Annotated in this window: 20 protein-coding genes; 9 read left to right on the forward strand and 11 right to left on the reverse strand. The window is 72.9% G+C overall.

Features of this window, described 5'->3' with window-relative positions; genetic code table 11:
* The first annotated feature begins 162 nt into the window (after nt 1-162).
* From QWU11_RS43840 to QWU11_RS43865, 6 genes are read left to right on the forward strand one after another with little or no spacing between them, the layout of a single operon-like run.
* Nucleotides 163-1077 (forward strand): ATP-binding cassette domain-containing protein, encoded by a 915-nt coding sequence (locus QWU11_RS43840; protein WP_290120521.1) that lies wholly within the window; start codon nt 163-165, stop codon nt 1075-1077.
* On the forward strand, nt 1074-1856 hold the full coding sequence (locus QWU11_RS43845) for an ABC transporter permease (RefSeq protein WP_290120522.1): 783 nt from the start codon (nt 1074-1076) through the stop codon (nt 1854-1856). The genes QWU11_RS43840 and QWU11_RS43845 overlap by 4 nt, the downstream gene beginning before the upstream one ends.
* Nucleotides 1849-2004: a hypothetical protein gene (locus QWU11_RS43850; protein ID WP_290120523.1), complete on the forward strand. Its 156-nt coding sequence runs from the start codon at nt 1849-1851 to the stop codon at nt 2002-2004. The genes QWU11_RS43845 and QWU11_RS43850 overlap by 8 nt, the downstream gene beginning before the upstream one ends.
* Nucleotides 1997-3139 carry a streptophobe family protein gene (locus QWU11_RS43855; RefSeq protein WP_290120524.1) on the forward strand — a complete coding sequence of 381 codons (1143 nt, stop codon included), beginning with the start codon at nt 1997-1999 and terminating at the stop codon, nt 3137-3139. The genes QWU11_RS43850 and QWU11_RS43855 overlap by 8 nt, the downstream gene beginning before the upstream one ends.
* Nucleotides 3112-3837 carry a response regulator transcription factor gene (locus QWU11_RS43860; RefSeq protein ID WP_290120525.1) on the forward strand — a complete coding sequence of 242 codons (726 nt, stop codon included), beginning with the start codon at nt 3112-3114 and terminating at the stop codon, nt 3835-3837. The genes QWU11_RS43855 and QWU11_RS43860 overlap by 28 nt, the downstream gene beginning before the upstream one ends.
* Nucleotides 3837-5300: a HAMP domain-containing sensor histidine kinase gene (locus QWU11_RS43865; RefSeq protein WP_290120526.1), complete on the forward strand. Its 1464-nt coding sequence runs from the start codon at nt 3837-3839 to the stop codon at nt 5298-5300. Before QWU11_RS43860 ends, QWU11_RS43865 begins: the two co-directional genes overlap by 1 nt.
* Here the strand turns inward: QWU11_RS43865 and QWU11_RS43870 are convergent.
* From QWU11_RS43870 to QWU11_RS43900, 7 genes are all read right to left on the reverse strand, one after another.
* Nucleotides 5278-6528, reverse strand: coding sequence for an acyltransferase (locus QWU11_RS43870; protein WP_290120527.1), 1251 nt, complete (start codon nt 6526-6528; stop codon nt 5278-5280). The genes QWU11_RS43865 and QWU11_RS43870 overlap by 23 nt on opposite strands.
* A gap of 33 nt (nt 6529-6561) precedes the next feature.
* Nucleotides 6562-6804 (reverse strand): hypothetical protein, encoded by a 243-nt coding sequence (locus QWU11_RS43875; protein ID WP_290120528.1) that lies wholly within the window; start codon nt 6802-6804, stop codon nt 6562-6564.
* A gap of 34 nt (nt 6805-6838) precedes the next feature.
* Entirely contained in the window at nt 6839-7624 is a 786-nt protein-coding gene (locus QWU11_RS43880; protein WP_290120529.1) for an SGNH hydrolase domain-containing protein, read from the reverse strand.
* A 476-nt stretch (nt 7625-8100) separates the two neighbouring features.
* Nucleotides 8101-9387 (reverse strand): nucleotide sugar dehydrogenase, encoded by a 1287-nt coding sequence (locus QWU11_RS43885; RefSeq protein WP_290120530.1) that lies wholly within the window; start codon nt 9385-9387, stop codon nt 8101-8103.
* 73 nt (nt 9388-9460) lie between these two features.
* Nucleotides 9461-10417 (reverse strand): NAD-dependent epimerase/dehydratase family protein, encoded by a 957-nt coding sequence (locus QWU11_RS43890; protein ID WP_290120531.1) that lies wholly within the window; start codon nt 10415-10417, stop codon nt 9461-9463.
* Complete coding sequence (locus QWU11_RS43895; protein WP_290120532.1) at nt 10414-11595, reverse strand: glycosyltransferase; 1182 nt, start codon at nt 11593-11595, stop codon at nt 10414-10416. The genes QWU11_RS43890 and QWU11_RS43895 overlap by 4 nt, the downstream gene beginning before the upstream one ends.
* Nucleotides 11592-12602: a GDP-mannose 4,6-dehydratase gene (locus QWU11_RS43900; protein WP_290120533.1), complete on the reverse strand. Its 1011-nt coding sequence runs from the start codon at nt 12600-12602 to the stop codon at nt 11592-11594. The genes QWU11_RS43895 and QWU11_RS43900 overlap by 4 nt, the downstream gene beginning before the upstream one ends.
* A 227-nt stretch (nt 12603-12829) precedes the next feature.
* Between QWU11_RS43900 and QWU11_RS43905 the strand changes: the two genes are divergently transcribed.
* Nucleotides 12830-13072: a hypothetical protein gene (locus tag QWU11_RS43905; protein WP_290120534.1), complete on the forward strand. Its 243-nt coding sequence runs from the start codon at nt 12830-12832 to the stop codon at nt 13070-13072.
* Between the two features lie 339 nt (nt 13073-13411).
* On the opposite strand, the gene QWU11_RS43910 is transcribed toward QWU11_RS43905, so the two are convergent.
* Nucleotides 13412-14290: a hypothetical protein gene (locus tag QWU11_RS43910; RefSeq protein WP_290120535.1), complete on the reverse strand. Its 879-nt coding sequence runs from the start codon at nt 14288-14290 to the stop codon at nt 13412-13414.
* A 442-nt stretch (nt 14291-14732) separates the two neighbouring features.
* Here QWU11_RS43910 and QWU11_RS43915 point away from each other — a divergent pair, with 442 nt between their 5' ends.
* Both QWU11_RS43915 and QWU11_RS43920 read left to right on the forward strand, forming a co-directional pair.
* On the forward strand, nt 14733-15668 hold the full coding sequence (locus QWU11_RS43915) for an MraY family glycosyltransferase (RefSeq protein ID WP_290120536.1): 936 nt from the start codon (nt 14733-14735) through the stop codon (nt 15666-15668).
* Nucleotides 15640-15834 (forward strand): hypothetical protein, encoded by a 195-nt coding sequence (locus QWU11_RS43920; protein ID WP_290120537.1) that lies wholly within the window; start codon nt 15640-15642, stop codon nt 15832-15834. Before QWU11_RS43915 ends, QWU11_RS43920 begins: the two co-directional genes overlap by 29 nt.
* Nucleotides 15835-15844: 10 nt before the next feature.
* Here QWU11_RS43920 and QWU11_RS43925 read toward each other — a convergent pair whose 3' ends face one another.
* The 3 genes from QWU11_RS43925 to QWU11_RS43935 all read right to left on the reverse strand — a co-directional run bounded on the left by QWU11_RS43925 (nt 15845) and on the right by QWU11_RS43935 (nt 19436).
* Nucleotides 15845-17035, reverse strand: a complete 1191-nt coding sequence (locus QWU11_RS43925; RefSeq protein WP_290120538.1) for an SGNH/GDSL hydrolase family protein — start codon at nt 17033-17035, stop codon at nt 15845-15847.
* 131 nt (nt 17036-17166) lie between these two features.
* Complete coding sequence (locus QWU11_RS43930) at nt 17167-18189, reverse strand: hypothetical protein (RefSeq protein ID WP_290120539.1); 1023 nt, start codon at nt 18187-18189, stop codon at nt 17167-17169.
* The gene (locus tag QWU11_RS43935) at nt 18186-19436 is read right to left on the reverse strand and encodes an MFS transporter (protein ID WP_290120540.1); all 1251 of its coding nucleotides are present in this window, start codon (nt 19434-19436) and stop codon (nt 18186-18188) included. The genes QWU11_RS43930 and QWU11_RS43935 overlap by 4 nt, the downstream gene beginning before the upstream one ends.

Raw genomic sequence — 19436 nt, forward strand, 5'->3', positions numbered from 1 at the left:
TCGGTGTTCCCCATCCGCGCTGGTCGGCGCCTCCGTGCGGCCGCGCGGTTCCCAGGGTTCTCACAGGTCTTCCCAGAGCGTGGTCAACGGGCGGGAGCAGCCTGAGGTCCTCCATCGACCAGGAGGAACTCACGCGATGTTCTCGACCAGGACGGTCGCGCGGTGATCGAGCTGCGCGGTCTCACCAAACGCTTCGGGGCCACGGTCGTCGTCGACGATCTGACGTTCACCGTCGAGCCCGGTGCGGTCACCGGGTTCCTCGGCCCGAACGGGGCCGGCAAGACGACGACCCTGCGGATGGTCCTCGGGCTGGCCGCGCCGACCAGCGGCTCCGCGCTCGTGGCCGGGCGGCGTTACGCCGAGCTGGCCGATCCCGTACGGGAGGTCGGCGCGCTGCTCGACGCCAGGGCCGTGCACGGCGCCCGTACCGCACGTGACCATCTCCTCTGCCTCGCCCGCGGCAGCGGCATCGCGCCGGGCCGGGTGGAGGAACTGCTCGGGCTCGTCGGCCTCGAACAGGTCGCCCACCGGCGGGTGGGCGCGTTCTCCCTCGGCATGAGCCAGCGGCTCGGGATCGCGGCGGCGCTGCTCGGCGACCCCGGGATCCTGCTGTTCGACGAGCCGGTCAACGGGCTCGACCCCGAGGGGATCCGCTGGATCCGCCACCTGATGCGCGACCTGGCGGCCGAGGGCCGCACCGTGCTGGTGTCGAGTCACCTCATGTCCGAAATGGCGCTCACCGCCGACCACCTCGTCGTGATCGGCAGGGGCCGGCTGATCACCGACACCGGCGTGGAGGAGTTCACCCGCGCCAACGCGGCCTCCGCGGTGCTGGTCCGTACGGAGGAGGCCGGGGCGTTCGCCGCGCTGCTCGCCGACGCCGGGGGAGAGGTGCGGACCGGACCGGAGGGCGCCCTCACGGTGTCCGGGCTGGACAGCACCCAGATCGGGCGGCTGGCCGCGGCCGGCGGCGTGGCGCTGTCGGAGCTGACGCCGCATCGCACCTCGCTGGAGGAGGCGTTCATGGCGCTCACCCACGACACCGTGGAGTACACGACCGAGGGGGCATCCCGATGACGAGCCGCACCGCCGACGCCGTCCGCTCGGAGTGGACCAAGATGCGTACGCTGCAATCGACCGTCTGGACCGTGCTCGTCACGATCGCCCTCGGCATCGGGTTCGGCGCGCTGCTGAGCCTCGCCGGCGCGCGGAAGTACGCCACGCTCGCGCCCGCGGACCAGGCGCACTTCGACCCGGCCGCGACGAGCCTGGCCGGGCACGTCATGGCCCAGCTCGCCATCGCCGTCCTGGGCGTCCTCGTGATCACCTCCGAGTTCGCGACCGGCATGATCGGGACCAGCCTCACGATCGTGCCGAGACGCGGGCGGCTGCTCGCCGCCAAGACGGTGGTGCTCACCGCGGTGGCGCTCGTCGTCGGGGAGGTCATCGGGTTCGGCGCGTTCTTCGTCGGCCAGGCCGTCCTGGCCGGTCAGGGCGCCCCGCACACCACGCTGGGCGAGCCGCACGTCCTACGCGCGGTCGTCGGGGCCGGCCTCTACCTCGCCGCCGTCGGGCTGCTCGGCGTGGCGGTCGGCACGCTCGTCCGCGCCACGGCCGGCGCGCTCGCGATCATGGTCGGGGCCACGCTGCTCGTGCCCGTGTTCACCCCGGCCCTGCCGGACTCGTGGGCGCGCGTCGTGGGCAGGTTCTGGCCCACGATGGCGGGCGAGCGCGTCATGACGAGCCGGCCCGACGGGCACTTCCCGGGCCCCTGGGCCGGGTTCGTGCTGCTGTGCGCGGCGGTGGCCGTGGTCCTCGCCGTGGCACTCCGCGTCTTCCGGACCCGCGATGCGTGAGGCCGGGGCTCCCGCGACGGCGTACGGGCCATGGCCCGCCGGCCGAGCCGAGGGCGCGATCGCGCTCGCCTGCACCGTGATGCGGCGAGCCGGTGCGGCGGCGAGCGCGTACGAGGCGCTCAACGTCTTGAGGACCCACGATGCGTGAGGCCGGGCGGGCGGCCGGCGCGGTCGCGCTCGCCTACGTCGTGATGGGGCTCGTCGCGGCGGCCGGGCTGTGGCTCATCGGGGCCGGCCCGCCGGGCCGGCTGACTCTCGCCGCCGTGGCGCTGGCCGGCGGCGGCGCGGTCGAACTCCAGGGCGCGCTCCACCCGGCCGCCGGGATGGGCGCGAGCGTGCACGGCGCGCTCCGCGTCATGCCGCTGGGGGTCTCCCTGTCCGGCGCCGTGGTCCTGGCCCTCCTGCTGCGGCGGCGCGCCCCGGACGTGCGGTCGCTGGTCACGACGGCCGTCGCGGTACCGCTCGCCTTCGCGCTGCCGGCCCTCGCCGCGCACGGGCGGCTCACCCTCGCGTCGCCGTGCGCGCACCGCGCGTACGGGCTGGGCGGCTGCCAGAGCGGGCGGGCCGCGCTCGGCGGGATCGCGCTGGACTACCACGCGGACGTCTGGAGGACCGCGCTCGGCGGCCTGGTGTGGGCGCTCGTCGTCATCGCCCTGGCGTCGATCGAGCACGTACGGCTGCCGGGCGGGCTGCGGCCCGCGGTCACGGCCTCGGTCACGGTGCTCCTCTGGGCCGCCCTCGCCACCGTCATCGCGGGCCTGGCCCTCGCGGCCGGCAGCGGGACGAAGTCGGGCGCGGCGCTGCTGCTCGGCCCCAACGCGGCCTTCGCGGGAGCGTCCACGGGGATCGGCGTGCCCTGGGCCGCGGGACCGGCGACCCGTGACACCGGATGGACCCTCGCCGGCATCGCGCACGACCACGGGCTCGCCTGGCTCGTCCCGGTGGCGTTCGCGGCGGTGGTCCTGCTCGCCGCCGGCGCGCTGACCGCCGCGCATACCCCTCCCGGTGCCCCGTGGCCCGCGAGAGCCGGCCGATCGGCCCTCGCCGTGGGGACGCTGGTCGCCGCCATGACCGCGGTGGCCGGCGGCTCGGCTCACCTGAGCGTCTCGGTCCTCGGCTTCACCCTTCCGGTCATCGTGCTGCGCGCCGCCGGTGACATCCTTGTGGCGCTGGTGCTCGGGGCCGCCGCCGGCGCGGTGGCCGGGCTCGCAGGAGGCGCGCTGACAGAGGCCGGCCGCGGACGGGTGAGGGCGAGATGGAACACAGAGAAGGCCCGGAGGTGATCAGCCTCCTCGTGGTCGACGACGAACCGGTCGTACGGGAACTGCTGTCGGCCAGCCTGCGGTTCGCCGGTTTCGCGGTGACCTCGGCGGCCACCGGCGCCGAGGCGGTGACCGCCGCCGTGAGCGAGCGGCCCGACCTCATCGTCCTCGACGTCATGCTGCCCGACATCGACGGGTTCGAGGTGGTCCGGCGGCTGGGCGAGCGCGGCGCTCGTACGGCCGGCGGCCCCGGTCACGTCCCGGTGCTGTTCCTCACCGCACGCGACACGACGCAGGACAAGATCGACGGGCTCACCGCCGGAGGCGACGACTACGTCACGAAACCGTTCAGCGTGGAGGAGCTGATCGCCCGCATCCGGGCGATCCTCCGCCGCGCGGGCGGGCCGGCCGGCGCGGACACGCTGACCGTCGCCGACCTGGTGGTGGACCGCGCCGGGCATCAGGTACGCCGGGCGGGCCGCCCGGTCCGGGTGTCCCCGACGGAGTTCCGGCTGCTGCTCCTATTGGTGGAGAACGCCGGCCGCGTCCTGTCCAAGACCCAGATCCTGGACCGCGTCTGGCAGTACGACTTCGGCGGGGACGAGAGCATCGTCGAGTCCTACATCAGCTACCTGCGCCGCAAGGTCGACACGACCGAGCCGAAGCTCATCCACACCGTCTGGGGCGCCGGCTACGTCCTGCGCCGGCCGGCCCCGTGATGGCCCGGCGCCCGTCGCTGCGCGCCCGGCTCCTCGCGATCACGATGGCCCTGCTGGCGGCCGGGCTGGCGGTGGCGGGCGTTCTCGTCACCGGCGCGCTCCGCGGTCACCTGGTGAAGCGTGTGGACGAGCAGGTGACCCCGCTCGCGACGGCCGTCTCGCGGCTCCCGCCCTCGTTGCTCACCTCGGAGCGCGACGGGACGTTCCCGAGGAAGATCCTGGCCGGGAACACCGACCTGATCGGCGACCTCTTCATCGTCCGCCTCACCCCGGATGGCGGCACGGAAGGCGTGGTGCGCTCGCCGGACACGGCGGGGCCGTCACTTCCCCGCCTGGACGAGCGCGCCGTGGCGGCGCACGGCGGCCGGCCGTTCGAGACGGCGGGCCGAGGCGGAGACCGCTGGCGGGTGATCGCGCTGCACCAGGTCGCGGGTGGCAGCGTCGTGGTCGCGGCCTCGCTGCACGGCGTGAACGCCACGATCGGCCGGCTGCGCGCCGACTGCGCGCTCACCGGGGCCGTGGTCCTGCTGCTGCTCGGCGTCGCGGGCTGGTTCGCCGTACGGGCGGGGCTGCGCCCGCTACACCGCATCGAGGGCACCGCCGCCGCGATCGCCGGGGGCGACCTGTCGCACCGGGTCCCCGACCTCGCCGCGCCCGGCACCGAGGTCGGCCGGCTGTCCGCGGCGCTGAACGGGATGCTCGCCCAGATCGAGTCCGCCTTCGAGGCCCAGGCGGACTCCGAGGCGCGGATGCGCCGCTTCGTCGCCGACGCCAGTCACGAGCTCCGCACCCCACTGTCCGGCATCAAGGGCTTCGCCGAGCTCTACCGGATGGGCGGGCTGCCCGAGCGCGCGGACGTCGACCGTACGATGCTCCGCATCGAGAGCGAGGCCACCCGGCTCGCCCGGCTGGTGGAGGACCTGCTGCTCCTGGCCCGGCTGGACGGCCACCACGGCAGCGGCGACCTCCCGCTGCAGCCGGCCCCGATGGACCTGCGGACCCTCGCCGCCGACGCGCTGCACGACCTGCGCGCCCTCGACCCCGGCCGTCCGGTCCGGCTCACCGGTCCGGAGGGCGGGCCGCCCGCGAGCGCGCCGGTCCTTGGCGATGAGTCGCGGCTGCGCCAGGCCGTGAGCAACCTGGTCGGCAACGCGGTCACGCACACGCCCGCCGGCACCCCGGTACGCGTCACGGTCGGCACGGAGGGCGAGGAGGCGGTGCTGACCGTCGCGGACGAGGGGCCCGGCCTGACCGGGGAGCAGGCCGCTCTGGTGTTCGAGCGGTTCTACCGCGCGGACGTCTCGCGCAGCCGCAGTGGAAACGGCGGCGCCGGTCTCGGCCTGGCCATCGTGCACTCCGTGGTCGCCGCGCACGACGGACGGGTCGAGCTGCGTACGGCGCCGGGCGAGGGCACCGAGTTCCGGCTGGTCCTGCCCGCTCTCACGGACGACCGTGCACGGTGACGTCGCTCTGCTGCTCCACGGGGGCCGCGGGCCGGACCAGGACCGCGCTGCCGAGCACGAGGACCGCGCAGGCCAGCAGCGGCGGGGCCAGCACCATCGGGCGCCCGATCCGGCGCGTCGGCCGCTCGATCAGCGCGAACGACAGGACCCCGAGCGCGAGGGTCACGGCGAGCTGGGCGGCGATCACGGCCGGGCCGCCGGGGTGGGCGGTGTGGGTCGCGTAAACGTGCACGGGCCAGTGCCACAGGTACAGCGAGTAGCTCAGCCGCCCGATCCACACGACCGGTCCCGCGGCGAGGATCCGGGTGGCCACGGCGCCGGGCGCCACCACCAGGTAGGCGATCACCAGTGCGGCGGAGACGCCGGCCAGGACCAGCCCTCCGTCATAGAGCCAGCCGGCCTCGATGCGGCCCACCGTCCAGAGCGCGACCAGTGAGGCCAGCGCCAGCGCGAACACCGAACGCGCCAGCGCGCGGCGGCGGCCGGTCAGCGTCCGGTCCCAGGATCCGTTCGGCCCGGGCGCGTCGCGAGTGAGCGCGAGGGCGCACAGCACTCCGAGCAGGAGCGCCCCGCTGCGGGTGTCGGTGCCGAGGTAGGCGCGGTCGACGCCGTCCGTGCCCTGGAGCACCGCCGCCGCGGTGTAGGAGACCACCGCGCCCGCGCCCGCAGTCATGGCCAGGACCCGCCGCGAACGGGTGAGCGTCATGATGAGGATCAGCAGCGGCGGCCAGACCAGGTAGAACTGCTCCTCGACCGCCAGTGACCACAGATGCGTGAGCGGGGTGGCGTCGGCGAGCGCGCCCCAGTAGCCGAGGTTCGTGAAGATCGCGTACCAGTTCGAGACGTACGCCAGCGCCGCCACGGTCTGCGCGTCGGTCGTGGCCCGCAGCTCGGGCAGCGCGCCGAGGCGGAGCCACAGCTGGACCACGACGAGGAGCGCCATGACGGTCGGCAGCAGCCGCCGGGCCCGGCGTGCCCAGAACCGTTTCCAGTCGATCGCAGCGGTACGCCGCCACTCGATCAGCAGGAGACGGGTGATGACGTAGCCGGAGATGACGAAGAACAGATCGACGCCGAGGAAGCCGCCGGGGACGCCCATCCCGAAGTGGAAGGCGATCACCCCGGCCACCGCGACCGCGCGGAGCCCGTCGACGGCGCCGATCCTCACCGACGTGTGCGTACGGGCCACACGAGGCGGGGCGCGGTCCACCCTGACCGATTCGATCATTCAGGCCCGCCCTGCTTCGTGGTCATCGGCGTCTCAGCGCACGTACAGGTCGAAGGCGGGGACGCCCGCCTTGTCATAGTCGTTCTCGCAGCGGAAGCCACGGGCCTGCCGGTGGGAGACCATGACCTGGCCCGCGGTCTGGCAGGCGGCGATCGCTTTGTAGAAGCGGACGAAACGCCACCCGTCGGTGCCCGCCCGCGCCCCGGCCGCGGAGCCGAGCACGGACGCGAAGGCCATCGCGCCGGCGAGCGCGAGAGCGGTTCTGCGGAAGTTCATCTGACGGTCCCCTCGTCGAGTTGAGTCGTCTGGTCTAGGACCTGCCGCCGTTCTTGCGCCGGTCGAGCAGATCGGCGTGGATGGAGTTGAGGAGCCAGCGGCCGAGCCGGTCGTGCGTGGTGCCCGACGGATGGCCCGTCTCGTCGTAGACCTGGATGCCGGAGACCTGCCGGGGACACACCTTGGCCGCCGTGCAGAGCTGGCCGTGCAGATCCAGCAGCGCGGCGTTCGGATGCCGGCGCGCCGCCGCCTGGATCGCGGCGTTCATGGCGTCGGAGTTCGCCCGGCTCGCGGCTTCGTTGTCGACGACGGTCGGCAGGTAGACCCGTGCGCCGCCGGCGCCGAGAACGCCGATGGCCCGGTCGATCTGCGCGTCGAATCGCCGCCGGAAGCCCGGATCGGTGATCGAGCTGACGCCCTTGCCGCCGGGAAGCTCCTGGGAGTCCTGACCGTCCCAGTAGCCCACCTCCAGCAGCGCGGCCGCCGGCCGGTACTTCGACACCAGATCGCGCCAGCGCTCGGGCCACCGGTTGCACTCCGCGGGCGCCGCGACCATCTTGCCCCGCCGGCGGATGCGGACCGGCTGCATCAGCCCGCAGCCGGGCCGTCCCGCGTTCACGACGACGTTGCGGCGGTCGCGGTCGGCGTCGGCCGCGCCGACACCGAGGTTGCGGGCCCACGAGTCACCGACCACGAGCAGCGTCAGTCCCCGTACCGCGGGGGACAGGGCCGTGTCACCGACCGGAACCGGCATCGGGGTCGGCTCCCGCGGCCCCCCGGCCCGTCCCGTGCAGCCCGTCAGCGTCAGTGCGGCGGCCACGGAGACGAGAATGCTTCTTGGACGAAGCACGCCATTTCCCATGGTCACCCCCGTGACGTCGACTTCGGCTGACCCAACGTATGCGAGGCCGAATTCTTCGCGGGCAAATGAGGGCGATATTTCGGGTCAACACTCTTTCAAAACCTGACGGCGACTCACCGGAACGGCCCGGGAATGGAGAGTGAGACCGCCCATTGATGATTGTCGAGAAAGGTCATCCGGTAATGGTCGGACATAAGCTGCTTATGGTCTCTTCCGCCTGCTGATGGGAATATGCGGGTCGCTCGCCGCGGCGTCGGCGGACCCGAGCCCGCCGCACCAGATGAACCTGCCCAAACCGGCCCCTCCGGGGCGGCGACACCGGCCTGGACTTCCGGCCGGACACGACGCACCACGACGACCCTGGAGGCGTCCAGGCCGGCGCCTACCTCCGCGCCCACGTCCCGGAACTGGCCGGCCTGGAAAGCTGAGGAGGCTCAGAGCCGCTCGACGGTCTCCGCGGCCTGCAGCACTCCCCGCGTGTCCAGTACCAGCGCGGCCCGCAGCGCGACCATCGACAGGTCGAACGTCCGGTGCGGCTGCAGCAGGATGACCAGATTGGCCGCTTCCAGCGCCTCGTCCAGGTCGTCGGCACGGGTCACGGGGACGCCGTCGGCCGACCAGTCCCGGATGAGCGGGTCGAAGTAACTCACCTGCGCCCCGGCGGCCCGCAGCCGCCGTGCCAGCGGCGTGGCCGGCGACTCGCGGCCATCGGCGATGTCGGGCTTGTAGGTGACGCCGAGCAGCAGGATGGTGGCCCCGTTGGCGCAGCGCCCGTGCCGATGCAGCATGCGCATCGCGCGCTCCGCGACGTACGCCGGCATCCCGTCGTTGACCTGCTGGGCCAGCTCGGCGAACCGGAACTGCCGCCCCAGCCGCCGCACGCGGTGCGACAGGTAACTCGGGTCGATCGGGATGCAGTGGCCTCCGACGCCGGGGCCGGGGCGGAAGGGCTGGTAGCCGAACGGTTTGGTGGCCGCCGCCGCGATGGTGTCCCACACGTCGATCGCCAGTTCGTCGCACAGTACCGCGATCTCGTTGACCAGCGCGATGTTGACCTGCCGGTAGGTGTTCTCCAGCAGCTTGGCCATCTCCGCCTCGCGGGTGCCGCGCACCGGCACGACCTGCTCCACGAGCTTGCCGTAGAAGGCCATGGCGCGGTCGAGGCACGCGCTGGTGACCCCACCGACGATCTTCGGTGTGTTGTGCAGTGCGTAGTCCGGGTTGCCCGGGTCGATGCGTTCCGGGGAGTACGCCAGGTGGAAATCGATCCCCGCCATGAGCCCGCCCTTCTCCAGCAGCGGGCGTACGACCTCCTCGGTCGTACCGGGCCAGGTGGTCGACTCCAGCACGACGAGAGTGTCGGGGCCGAGATGCTCGGCGAGCATCCGCACGGCCCCGGTCACCGCGCCGAGGTCGGGCCGCCGGTCCTCGTCCAGCGGCGTCGGCACGCAGATCACGACCGTGTCGGCCGCCGCCAGGACGCGTTCGTCCGTGGTCGCGCGGAACCCCTGCGCGAGGAACGTCGCGACGTCGCCGTCGGATATGTCGTCCACGTGTGAGATGCCCGCGTTGAGCAGGTCGACGAGGCGGGAGTCGATGTCGAGCCCGACGACCCGCATCCCGCCGCGAACGGCCTCGCGGACCATCGGCATCCCGACGTATCCGAGCCCGATCACCGCGAGGTCCCACTCGATGACCCGGTCGCCTCGTGTCTGGTCCATTACGCCCCCCGGTATCGTCTACCGGCCCACGTCTCTCGCGGGCCGTAGCTGACTTCGTCTCTGCCCGCCTCGGTCAGGGCATCGCCGCGTTCTCGGCGTACGCCTCCTGCTCGCGGAACCACGCCACGGTCCGCGCCAGCCCGGCGTCCAGTGGTACCGCGGCGGCCGACGGGAACAGGTGCCGGAGGCGGGCGTCGGCCGCCTGAGAGTCGCGTACGTCCCCGGCCCGCGCCGGCCCGTGCCGCACCTCGACCGCCCGGTCGAGGACGCCGGCCAGCCGCCGGGTCAGCTCGGAGATCGACAGCCGGGTGCCGAACGCCAGGTTCACCGGCTCGTCGCTCACGACCCGCCGCATCACGGCGTCGGCGAGCACCGCGGTGACCGTCCCGACGAACGTGAAGTCGCGCGTCTGCGCGCCGTCGCCGTGAATCAACAGAGGCTCGCCGCGCAGCGCCGCGTCGACGAACGCCGGGATCACCGCCGCGTACGCGTGCCCGGCCGGCTGCAGCGGGCCGTAGACGTTGAAGAAGCGGAACGGCAACACCGGCAGACCGAAGCTGGCACCGTACGCGAGCGTGTAGGCCTCGGCGGCGAGCTTGGCGGCCCCGTACGGGCTGAGCGGCCGGGTGGGCAGGTCCTCGTGCTTGGGCAGCGTCGGCACCGCGCCGTACACCGACGAGGACGAGGCCGCCACCACGTGGACCGACGCACGCCGGCAGGCCTCCAGGACGCGGACCGTCCCGGTGGCGTTGACCTCGTGGCTGGCCATCGGATCGGCCAGCGAGCGGGGCACGGAGGGGCGGGCCGCCAGGTGGACGACCGCGTCCGCGCGGTCCACGAGCGGCGTGAGCACGTCGGGGTCGAGGATGCTCGCCCGTACGAGCCTCGCGCCGGTGCCGTGGAGGTTCTCGGCCCGGCCGGTGCTGAGGTCGTCGAGCGCGACGACCTCCTTCACCTGCGGCCGTGCCAGCAGCTCACGGCAGAGATTCGCGCCGATGAAACCGGCACCCCCGGTGATGAGGACTCTCATCGCGCCTCCTCTTTCTCTCGAGCGGGCCACCCGCCCCGTTCTTCGGTGATGGACGTGTAGATCGCGGCCACGTCGGAGACGAGGCGGCCGGGACCGAACCGCTGCTCGGTCCACGCGCGCGCCCGCAGGCTCATCTCGCGCCGCGTCGGCTCGTCCAGAAGCAGCCGCGCCGCGCGGGCGGCGAGTTCGCCGGCGTCGCAGGGGCCGAGCAGGCCAGTGACGCCGTCCACGACGACCTCGCCGACGCTGCCGACGTTCGTCGCCACGACGGGCACACCGGCGAGCCCGGCCTCGATCAGCGAGACCGGCATGCCTTCGTTGTCGGAGGTGAGCAGCACCAGGTCGGCCGCCGCGTACACCGTCTCGACGTCGGCGCGCCAGCCCACCGTCCGCAGAGCGGTCCCGAACTCGCCGGCCGCGGCGGTCACCTCGCCGGCCGCGTCGCCGCTGCCGCACACGACGAACCGCACGCCCGGTACGAGACGGCGCAGCTCACGCGCGACGCGGACCAGCCGATCGGGCCGCTTGACACGGGTCAGCCGGCCCACATACGCGACGACCGGCTCCTCACCGGGGACGCCCAGCGCGAGCCGGGCGGCGGCGCGGTCGGGCAGCGGCCCGAGGGCGGTCCCCGGCGGCACCACGGCGTACTGGTGGGGACGGCCGATGCCCGCCGCGACCAGCTCGTCGCGGACCTGCGCGCCGACGGCGACCAGGCGGTCGCACCGCCGTGCGGCCAGCCGTTCGGCGGCCACCACGAGACGCGTCCTGCCGGGTGAGAAGTAGCCGTACAGCAGATGGCCGTGGAACGTGTGCACGCGGGCGGGCACGCGCGCCAGCACCGCCGCCGCACGCCCGAGGAAACCGGCCTTGGCCATGTGCGTGTGCACGATGTGCGGCCGGAACCTGCGCATCTCGGCGGCCAGGGACGCGACCGCGCGCAGGTCGTCCGCCGGGCGCACCGAGCGCCCGAGCGCCGTCATCCGGCGCGCCTCGACGTCGGTGCCCCGCAGGTCCAGGTGGTCGGCCTCGCCCGGCTCGACGAGGCCCGTGTAGAGCCGCTGGTCGAAGCGGCCGGGATCCAGGCCGCGCATGAGGACGCTCGCCTGCAGCGCCGGGCCGCCGACGTTCATGCGCGTGATGACGCGCATCACCCGGATCCGCTCGGCGCCGCTCACGGCGAGACCAGGTCGGGTCGGGGAGCGGCCTCGATGCGGGCCTCCGCGATGGTGTCGTCGAGCACGTCGGCGAGCGTGTACCGGGGCCTCCAGCCGAGGAGCCCGCGCAGCTTGGCGGTGTCCGGGACCCGCCGCTTCATGTCCTCGAAGCCGCCGCCGTACGCCTGGTCGTAGGGGATCAGCTCGACCCGCGACCGGCTCCCGGAGCGTTCGATGATCGTCTCGGCCAGCCGGCCGATGCTGATCTCCTCGGACGAGCCGATGTTGAACGTCTGCCCGATCGCCGCGTCGCTGTCGAGCAGCCCGAGCAGCGCCTCCACGACGTCGAGCACGTGGGCGAAGCAACGAGTCTGGAGCCCGTCTCCGAAGACCGTCAGCGGCTCGTCGCGCAACGCCTGCCGCACCAGCCGAGGGATGACCATGCCGTACGCCGGGCTCTGCCGCGCGCCGACGGTGTTGAACAGGCGCACCACGATCGTCGGCAGGCCGCGCTCGCGGTGATAGCAGTTGGCGAGGATCTCGTCGACCGCCTTGGCGGTGCTGTACGCCCAGCGCACGATCGACGGGTTACCGAGGATGCGGTCGGCCGTCTCGTGCAGCGGGCCCAGGCAGTTCTTCCCGTAGATCTCCGACGTGCTCGTCATGAGGATCTTGCGACGGTAGCGGTGCGCGGCCTCGATCATGACCTGCGACCCGCGGATATTGGTGGTCAGCGACTTCAGCGGCTGCTCCACCACCAGCCGGACGCCGACCGAGGCCGCCATGTGCACGACCACGTCGCACTGGTGCACGAGTTCGTCGACCAGGAGTTCGTCGAGCACCGATCCGTGGACGAAGTGGAAGGCCGCCGACTTGCTGGCCTCATCCAGGTTGGCGAGTCGTCCCGTCGTGAGGTTGTCCAGGGCGACGACCGTGTCTCCGCGGGCGAGTAAGGCGTTGACCAGGTAGGAACCGATGAAACCGGCGCCACCCGTCACCACGTATCTCGTCTTGGTCCTGACTGCCATGGCACGCCCTCTCGAGATCCGGGGCGCTCCACCGAGGGTTCGGCCACCCTTCGCGATCATGTCTTCACATCAGGTTAGGTAGTGAAGATCAAAAACTGGGTCATCGGGTCACACGGCCAAGACATGTTCCGGGGCGCGGGGTCAAAGAGAGTCCGTGCCGTGGGGTACGCGACGATGCGCAACGGTGATATGACCCGGTCCGGAATCGGCACCGCCACCAGGCACCCATGGTGGGTGCCGCTGCTCGCCGTACCGGTCCTCGCGTCCTGCTCGCGAGCCGGTCCTGGCACGGCGTCGCCGCGGTGGCGCTGCTCGTCGCGGTCACCGCCGCGCGTCCTTCGCCCGGCGCGCTCACCCGCGTCGTGGCAGCGACGGGAGGCGTCACCGCCGCGTACGCGTCGGCGTTCGAGCTGGATGGGCGCCCGGATCCGCGTGCTGTGGTCACCGCCCTCACCGTGCTCGCGGAGTAGCCGCGCGACCGTTGGCAGCCATCCGGTGACGGCTCGTTTCAGCGGGTACTCGGTGCGGCCGGATCTGACCTTCAGGTCGGCGGGCAGTTGTGGCCGGGGCGGGTCGGCGACGCTCGCAGTGTCGCGTGGTCGTACAGCTCGCCGTGCCGTCCGGCCCGAGCCGCCCGGGCAGCAGGCGGACGCGGCCGGGCCGGTGACCGCCGGAGGCCGGGGCACAGGAGACCTCCGGCGAGCGAGATGCGCTCCTTCGTACGGAGCTCGGCCGCGCCGGTCAGCGTCTCCGTCGCCGTGTGCGCCGGAGCGTTACGCTCCGGCGCACGGTCGGACCGGCTCTCGGTGTCAGCCGGTGCAGAGGGCGACGGAGCCCGCGGGCGCACAGTTGTTCGGTGTGTTCAGCACGACGAGGCTGCCGACCAGCGTCACCCGGCTCAAGATCCCGGCGTTGAAGACCCCGCCGCCGTTCCCGGCGATGTTGCGTCGCACCAGCGTGGTCTGGAGGACCAGCCGGCCGTCGGCGGCGGTGTACAGCCCGCCTCCGGTGGCGGTGGCCGAGTTGGCCTCGAACGTGGTGCGGATCGTCTCGGTCTTTCCGCCCTGGCCGTTGTAGAGGGCGCCGCCGTTCGTGCTGGCGTGGTTGCCACGCAGGATGCTGAACGCGATCCGGATGCTGCCGTCGTTGTAGAGACCGCCTCCACCGCCTCCGCCGGCCCGCGTGGTGTTGTTCTCCACGAGCGTCCGCATGACGCTCAGCCGGCCGCTGTCGTTGGAGATGCCGGCACCGCTGTCCGCCGTGTTGCCCGATACCGTCACACGGCTCAGCCTGATGGTGCCGCGGGAGTTGAGGATGCCGCCGCCCGTGTCGTTGGCGGGGACGACGGCCTCGGCGTTTCCGCCGGAGACGAAGAGGCTCGACAGTTCGAGCGTGGCGCCCGGCGCCACCTCGATGACGCGGAAGGGCGCGGCCGTCGCCGAACGGGAGATGAGCGTCGAGGCTCCGCCGGTGATCCGGAGGCTACCGGTAATGACCGGCAGCCCGTCAGGCCCGCGCCCGGAGCCGGCCGCGGCGGTCAGAACGTAGTTGCAGCGGGAGGCGAGCAGGAGGGTTCCCGCGCCGGCGGTGTTGGCCGCGTTGACCGCGGAGATCAGCGACGCCGTGCTACAGGGTACGTGCACGGTCGCGGCGTGCGCCACGCTCGCCGTGACGGGTATTCCGGTCAAAGCAAGGGCGATGGCGGTGGCCCCCCCGAATCTTCCTTTTCTCGAACTCATCAGGCTCCCCCGAATTATTGGACATATCGATTCAGTATGCGATGGTATTTCGTCTCGCGGCCCGAGAAATCTCGTTTTTATAAAGCAAGATCGCAGACTAGCACGCGATTTGGCAGGAGTGAAGTATTCAATTCTTTGACGCTGTTTGAAGACGCTTTATCGGGTGCAGCGTTTGGACTCTGACCTGCTATAAGATGTCCGGTAGTGTGCCAAGGCGACCGGTTGTGTGGCCAGTGTCATTGCGGTGGTCGATGTGTTTTGCGGGTAACGTCGGGCGGTAGCAAACAAGAGGGGGTTATGGCATCGACGGGAGATCAGATAAATGACAATTGTGTGGGTGGGATTCGCGGCTTTCATGATGGTTGGGGGATTGACTGAGTTCGTACGCAAATTGGCTGTTCAGCTGGCTCTGACCGACTGCCCTGGCGCGCACAAGGGGCATCGGCGGCCGACGCCGTACCTCGGCGGGGTCGTCATCGTCGCCGGGGTCCTGGGCCCTGCGGCCCTCGCGGTGGGAGGGGGAGACCCGCGCATGCGGGTGGTCCTCGTGGCCGCCGCGGCGGTCGCGCTGCTCGGCCTGGTCGACGACCTCCGGCCGCTCACCCCGTTCGTGCGGCTCATGGTCGAGGGCGCGGCGGCGAGCGTCGTGGTCGCGGCGGTCGGCGAGGTGCGGATCTTCGGCAACGGGCTCGACTACGTCGTCCCGGTGCTCTGGATCGTCGTCATGACCAACTCCTTCAACCTCCTCGACAACATGGACGGCGCCGCGGCGGGCATCGCCTGCGCGACCGGCGCCGCGCTCGCGATCCTGGCGTTCATGGTCGGGCAGCGTGGCGTCGGCGTGCTCCTGCTGGCCCTCACGTGCGGGTGCGCCGGATTCCTACCGCACAACTGGACACCGGCCCGGATCTTCATGGGCGACGCCGGCTCGCTCTTCATCGGCTTCGTCATCGCGTCGTCGGCGCTGCTGGTCTTCACTCCGACGACGAGCCACGCGAGCCTCGCCGGCCCGCTCCTGGTCACCTTCGTCGCCACGGTCGACACCTGCGTCGTCACGGTCTCCCGGCACCGCGCCGGCCGGTCGCTGATGCTCGGGGGCACGGACCACGTCTCGCATCGGCTACGCCGCCTCGGCCTCAGCACCTGGCAGGTCGCGCTCACCCTCTCCGGGGCGGCCGCGGTCACCTGCCTGGCGGCGATCCCGGTCGTACGCGGCTGGGTCCCGGCGGCGGTCCCGCTGGCCGCGGCCGCCATCCTGGGAGCGGTGCTCGTCTGGCTGCTGCAGAAGGTGCCGGTTTATGACCACCATCTCGCCCCCAGCCCGTGAGTTCTCTGTGAAAGGCGGCGCGACAGGCCTGGGACCGCTCAGTTACGTCCGGGTCCTCGGCACGGCGCCGAGCTTCGTCCCGGTGGCGGGCCGGGACATCACCGGCATGGACCTCGTGCGCGGGCCCGAACCCGCCGGCCGGCGCGACCTGGCCGGCCCGCGGTAGGTGGCGGCCGTCACAGGGTCGACAGGTCCACGGCCCATCCCATGGCCTCGTAACCGGCGTCGCCGGGGTGCAGATGGTCGCCCGAGTCGAACGCCGGCAGCATACGGTCCGGGTCGGACGGGTCGCGGAGGGCGGCGTCGAAGTCGATCACGGAGTCGAACACGCCGCTGCGCCGGATCCAGGCGTTGACGGCCTGCCGTGTCGCCTCGCCGCGCAGGGAGTAGCAGATGCAGCCCTTGAAGGGGGTCAGGGTCCCGCCGATGACGCGCAGGCCGTGCGCCCGGGACCGCGCGGCGAGGTCGGCCAGCTCCGCGGTGATCTTCGTCGGGTCGAACTCGTGTGGCTTCTCCTGGATGTCGTTGATCCCCTCCAGCAGGATCACGGTGCGTACGCCGGACCGCGAGAGCACGTCGCGGTCGAACCGCCGCGCCGCGGACGGGCCGTGCGTGCCTCCGTCGCGGAGGACGCGGTTTCCGCCGATGCCGGCGTTGAGCACGCCGAACCGGCGGGACGCCGGGCCGCGCAGCAGGCGCCCGGCGAGGACGTCGGGCCACCGGCGGTTCAGGCTCTCGGTGGACCGGTAGCCGTCGGTGATCGAGTCGCCGAACGTCACGATCGCGCCGGGCGGCCCGGACACGTCGACGCCGGAGACGAAGTGCCGGACGAACGTCTGGTCCGGGAACGCGCCCGCGGTGGTGGCGTCCGCCTCGTCCGCGCCGCTCAGGAAGAAGGAGCGTTGCAGCGCGACCGGGTGGTAGCTCATCGGCGTGGCGTACCCCGGGGTGTACGTCGTGACGAGCAGGTCGCCGCCGGCCGGTACGGCCAGGCGCACCGGGTCGCTGACCGCCTCGGCGCCGGGCGCGATGGTGACCGCCGCCCGTCCGCCGAACGTGACCTCCCGGAGCATGCCCGGCGCCACGTCGGCGCCGCCCGCGATGGCGGGAAGGGCGACCGTGGTGTGCTCGACGGGCAGGGGAGCGGTACCGAAGGCGTTGGACAGCCGTACGCGGACGGCCGTCCCGCCGGCGCTCAGGTGGATGACGTCGCGGATCGTGCAGTCGATGCAGCCGTTGTCGACCGAGGAGGCCATCGGCGCCTCCCACGTGCCGACCCACCGCGGCACCACGTGGGTGCGGAGCGTCTCCTGCGCGGAGGCGACACTGCCGATGAGCAGGAGGAGGACGCCGGACACGTGAGCCACAGGCTTACGGAATGTGGTCTTCCACCCCAACGTCGCCCATCCCCCACTCGGCCCTTCCTGACGACAAAAGAGTGCCAGAAACCGCGAGAGGTGTCTTCTCGCCCTGCCCTAACCGCCGGTCCCGGGTGAGGTTATCCGACGTACGCCGGAGCGAGCGCGGCGGTCGTCATCCGGCGCGCCGCGCCCGTCCCGTCGGAGGGCACGGTCCACAGGTCGGTGCCGTAGTCGCCCGCCAGGGCGTACACGACCGTGTAGGGCCCGGACCAGACGACCTGGTCGTCCACGCTGCGCCGCTCGGCGAGCGGAGTCTCGCGCATCGTGGCCAGGTCGAGGGCGTACAGCCGCCACGGCGCGTCCGCCGAGAGCCCGGGCACGCGCTTCTTGAACACCAGGCGGGTGCCGTCGGGGGACAGGGACGGGCACTCGACGTTGGCGCGCAGGGTACGGACGGTGCGGGCGGCGGTGTCGCCGCGTACGAGGTAGGTACGGCCGCCGGTGGCCAGCGTCGCGTAGAAGCGCGTGTCGTCGGCGAAGGTGATGCCCCAGAAGTTGACGTCGGCGGCGTGGAGGCCGTGCCCGTCCTTGGTGATGCCGTACGACTCCAGGCTGCTCTGAAGCGTCCACGTGCGGGTGTCGAGGATCGAGGTACGGGTGGAGAAGTCCGTCCCGGCATAGGTGTCGCCGCTGACGAACACCGTCCAGGCGACCATGCGGCCGCTGGGGGAGACCCGCGCGCGGGTCGGGACGCCGGCGACCGGATAGCGGCGCAGCTCGCGCAGGCGGGAGTCGAGGATGACGGCCCGGTAGGTGTCCTGGACCGCGCCGTGGACCGCCTGCAGGCACACGCCGGTGCCGGACGCGGCGTAGAACCGCAGGCACGTGACGCCGGAGGCGGTGCGCGGGCCGCCGGGGGCGGCGGCCGGGACGGTCGCGAGCTCGTCGCGGTGCGGGCCCCAGGCCATGTTGCGGAAGACCATCAGCCGCCGGGCGCTCGCGGCGAGCGAGACGGACCCGGTGGCGATCGGCGGGCCGCCCGCCTGCTGCCGGTCCTTGCGGCCGGCCCGGTCCGCCGCGTGCAGGACCGACATCGTGGCGACGGTGGCCAGGACCGCGATCGCGGCGAGGAGCACGAGGAGCCGGTCACGGTACGTCACGCGGCCGCCTCGGCGGGACGCGCCCACGCGGTGCCCGCGACGCAGACCGCCAGCGCGAGGGCGGTCGCGGTCAGCGCGGTCCGGTCGCCCCACGCCGTCCAGGCGGCGCCGAAGGCGAGGGAGCAGGCGAACCGCGCCGCCGCCTGACCGGTCTGGACGAGCGCCAGGCCGCTGGAGCGCAGGGCGGAGGGCACGGTCGCGGCCGCGGCGGCCATCAGCACGCCGTCGGTGGCCGCGTAGAACGCGCCGTGCAGGGCGAGCACGGCGTAGGGCAGCGCGCCGGAGTGCCAGGGCGTGAGCAGCAGCCCGTACGCGGCCAGCAGGGCGACGTGCCCGCCGAGGAACACCCGCCGGCGGCCGGCCCGGTCCGCGAGCCGGCCGAGCGGCACGGTGAGCGTGAGGAAGGCGGCGGCCGTGCCGATCGGGAGCAGCGCGAACCACTGGACCGGCACGTCGAAGCGGTGCTGGAGCACCAGGTAGACGAACGAGTCGCTGACCGTGGCCAGCCCGAGCAGCAGCGCGCAGACCGCCAGGCGGCGCAGGTCGCGCCGGCCGAGCAGGGTGAGCGCGGCGCGCAGGGAGGCGCGGGACGCGGCCGGCGTGGCGCTCCGGCCCGGGGCGCGGCCGGGCACGAAGAGCAGGAGCACGAGCACGCCCGTGACCGCCACGCACGTGCTCACCGTGAAGACCGCGTCGTAGCCCTCGGCGGCCTGCCGGAGGATCGCGAACGCGACGAGCGGGCCCATCAGCGCCCCGGCCGTGTCCATGGCCCGGTGGACGCCGAACGCGCGGCCGTGCGTCTCGGGCGCGGACGACAGGGAGATGAGCGCGTCGCGCGGCGCGGTGCGCAGGCCCTTGCCCGTACGGTCCGCGGCCAGCACGGCGCCGATCAGCGGCAGGGTGTGCGCGAGGAGCAGCAGGGGCTTGCAGGCGGCCGACAGCCCGTACCCGATGGCCGCGACGGTCTTGTGCCGGCCGCGCCGGTCGGCGAGGTGGCCGCCGGCGAGCCGGACGACGGCGCTGAACCCGTTGTAGACGCCGTCGAGGAGGCCGAAGCCGAGCGGGGACAGCCCCAGGCCGGAGACGAGGTAGAGCGGGAGCACCGCGGTGACCATCTCCGAGGAGACGTCGGTGACCAGGCTGACGGCGCCGAGGGCGATGACCGTGGGGGCGATGGCGGCGGCGCGAGGCGCGGGACGCGGCGCGCCCCGGACCTCGGCGGTGCCGCGGGCGTCCGCGACGTACAT

The organism is Actinomadura sp. DC4 (assembly GCF_030406325.1).
Taxonomy (GTDB): Bacteria; Actinomycetota; Actinomycetes; order Streptosporangiales; family Streptosporangiaceae; genus Actinoallomurus.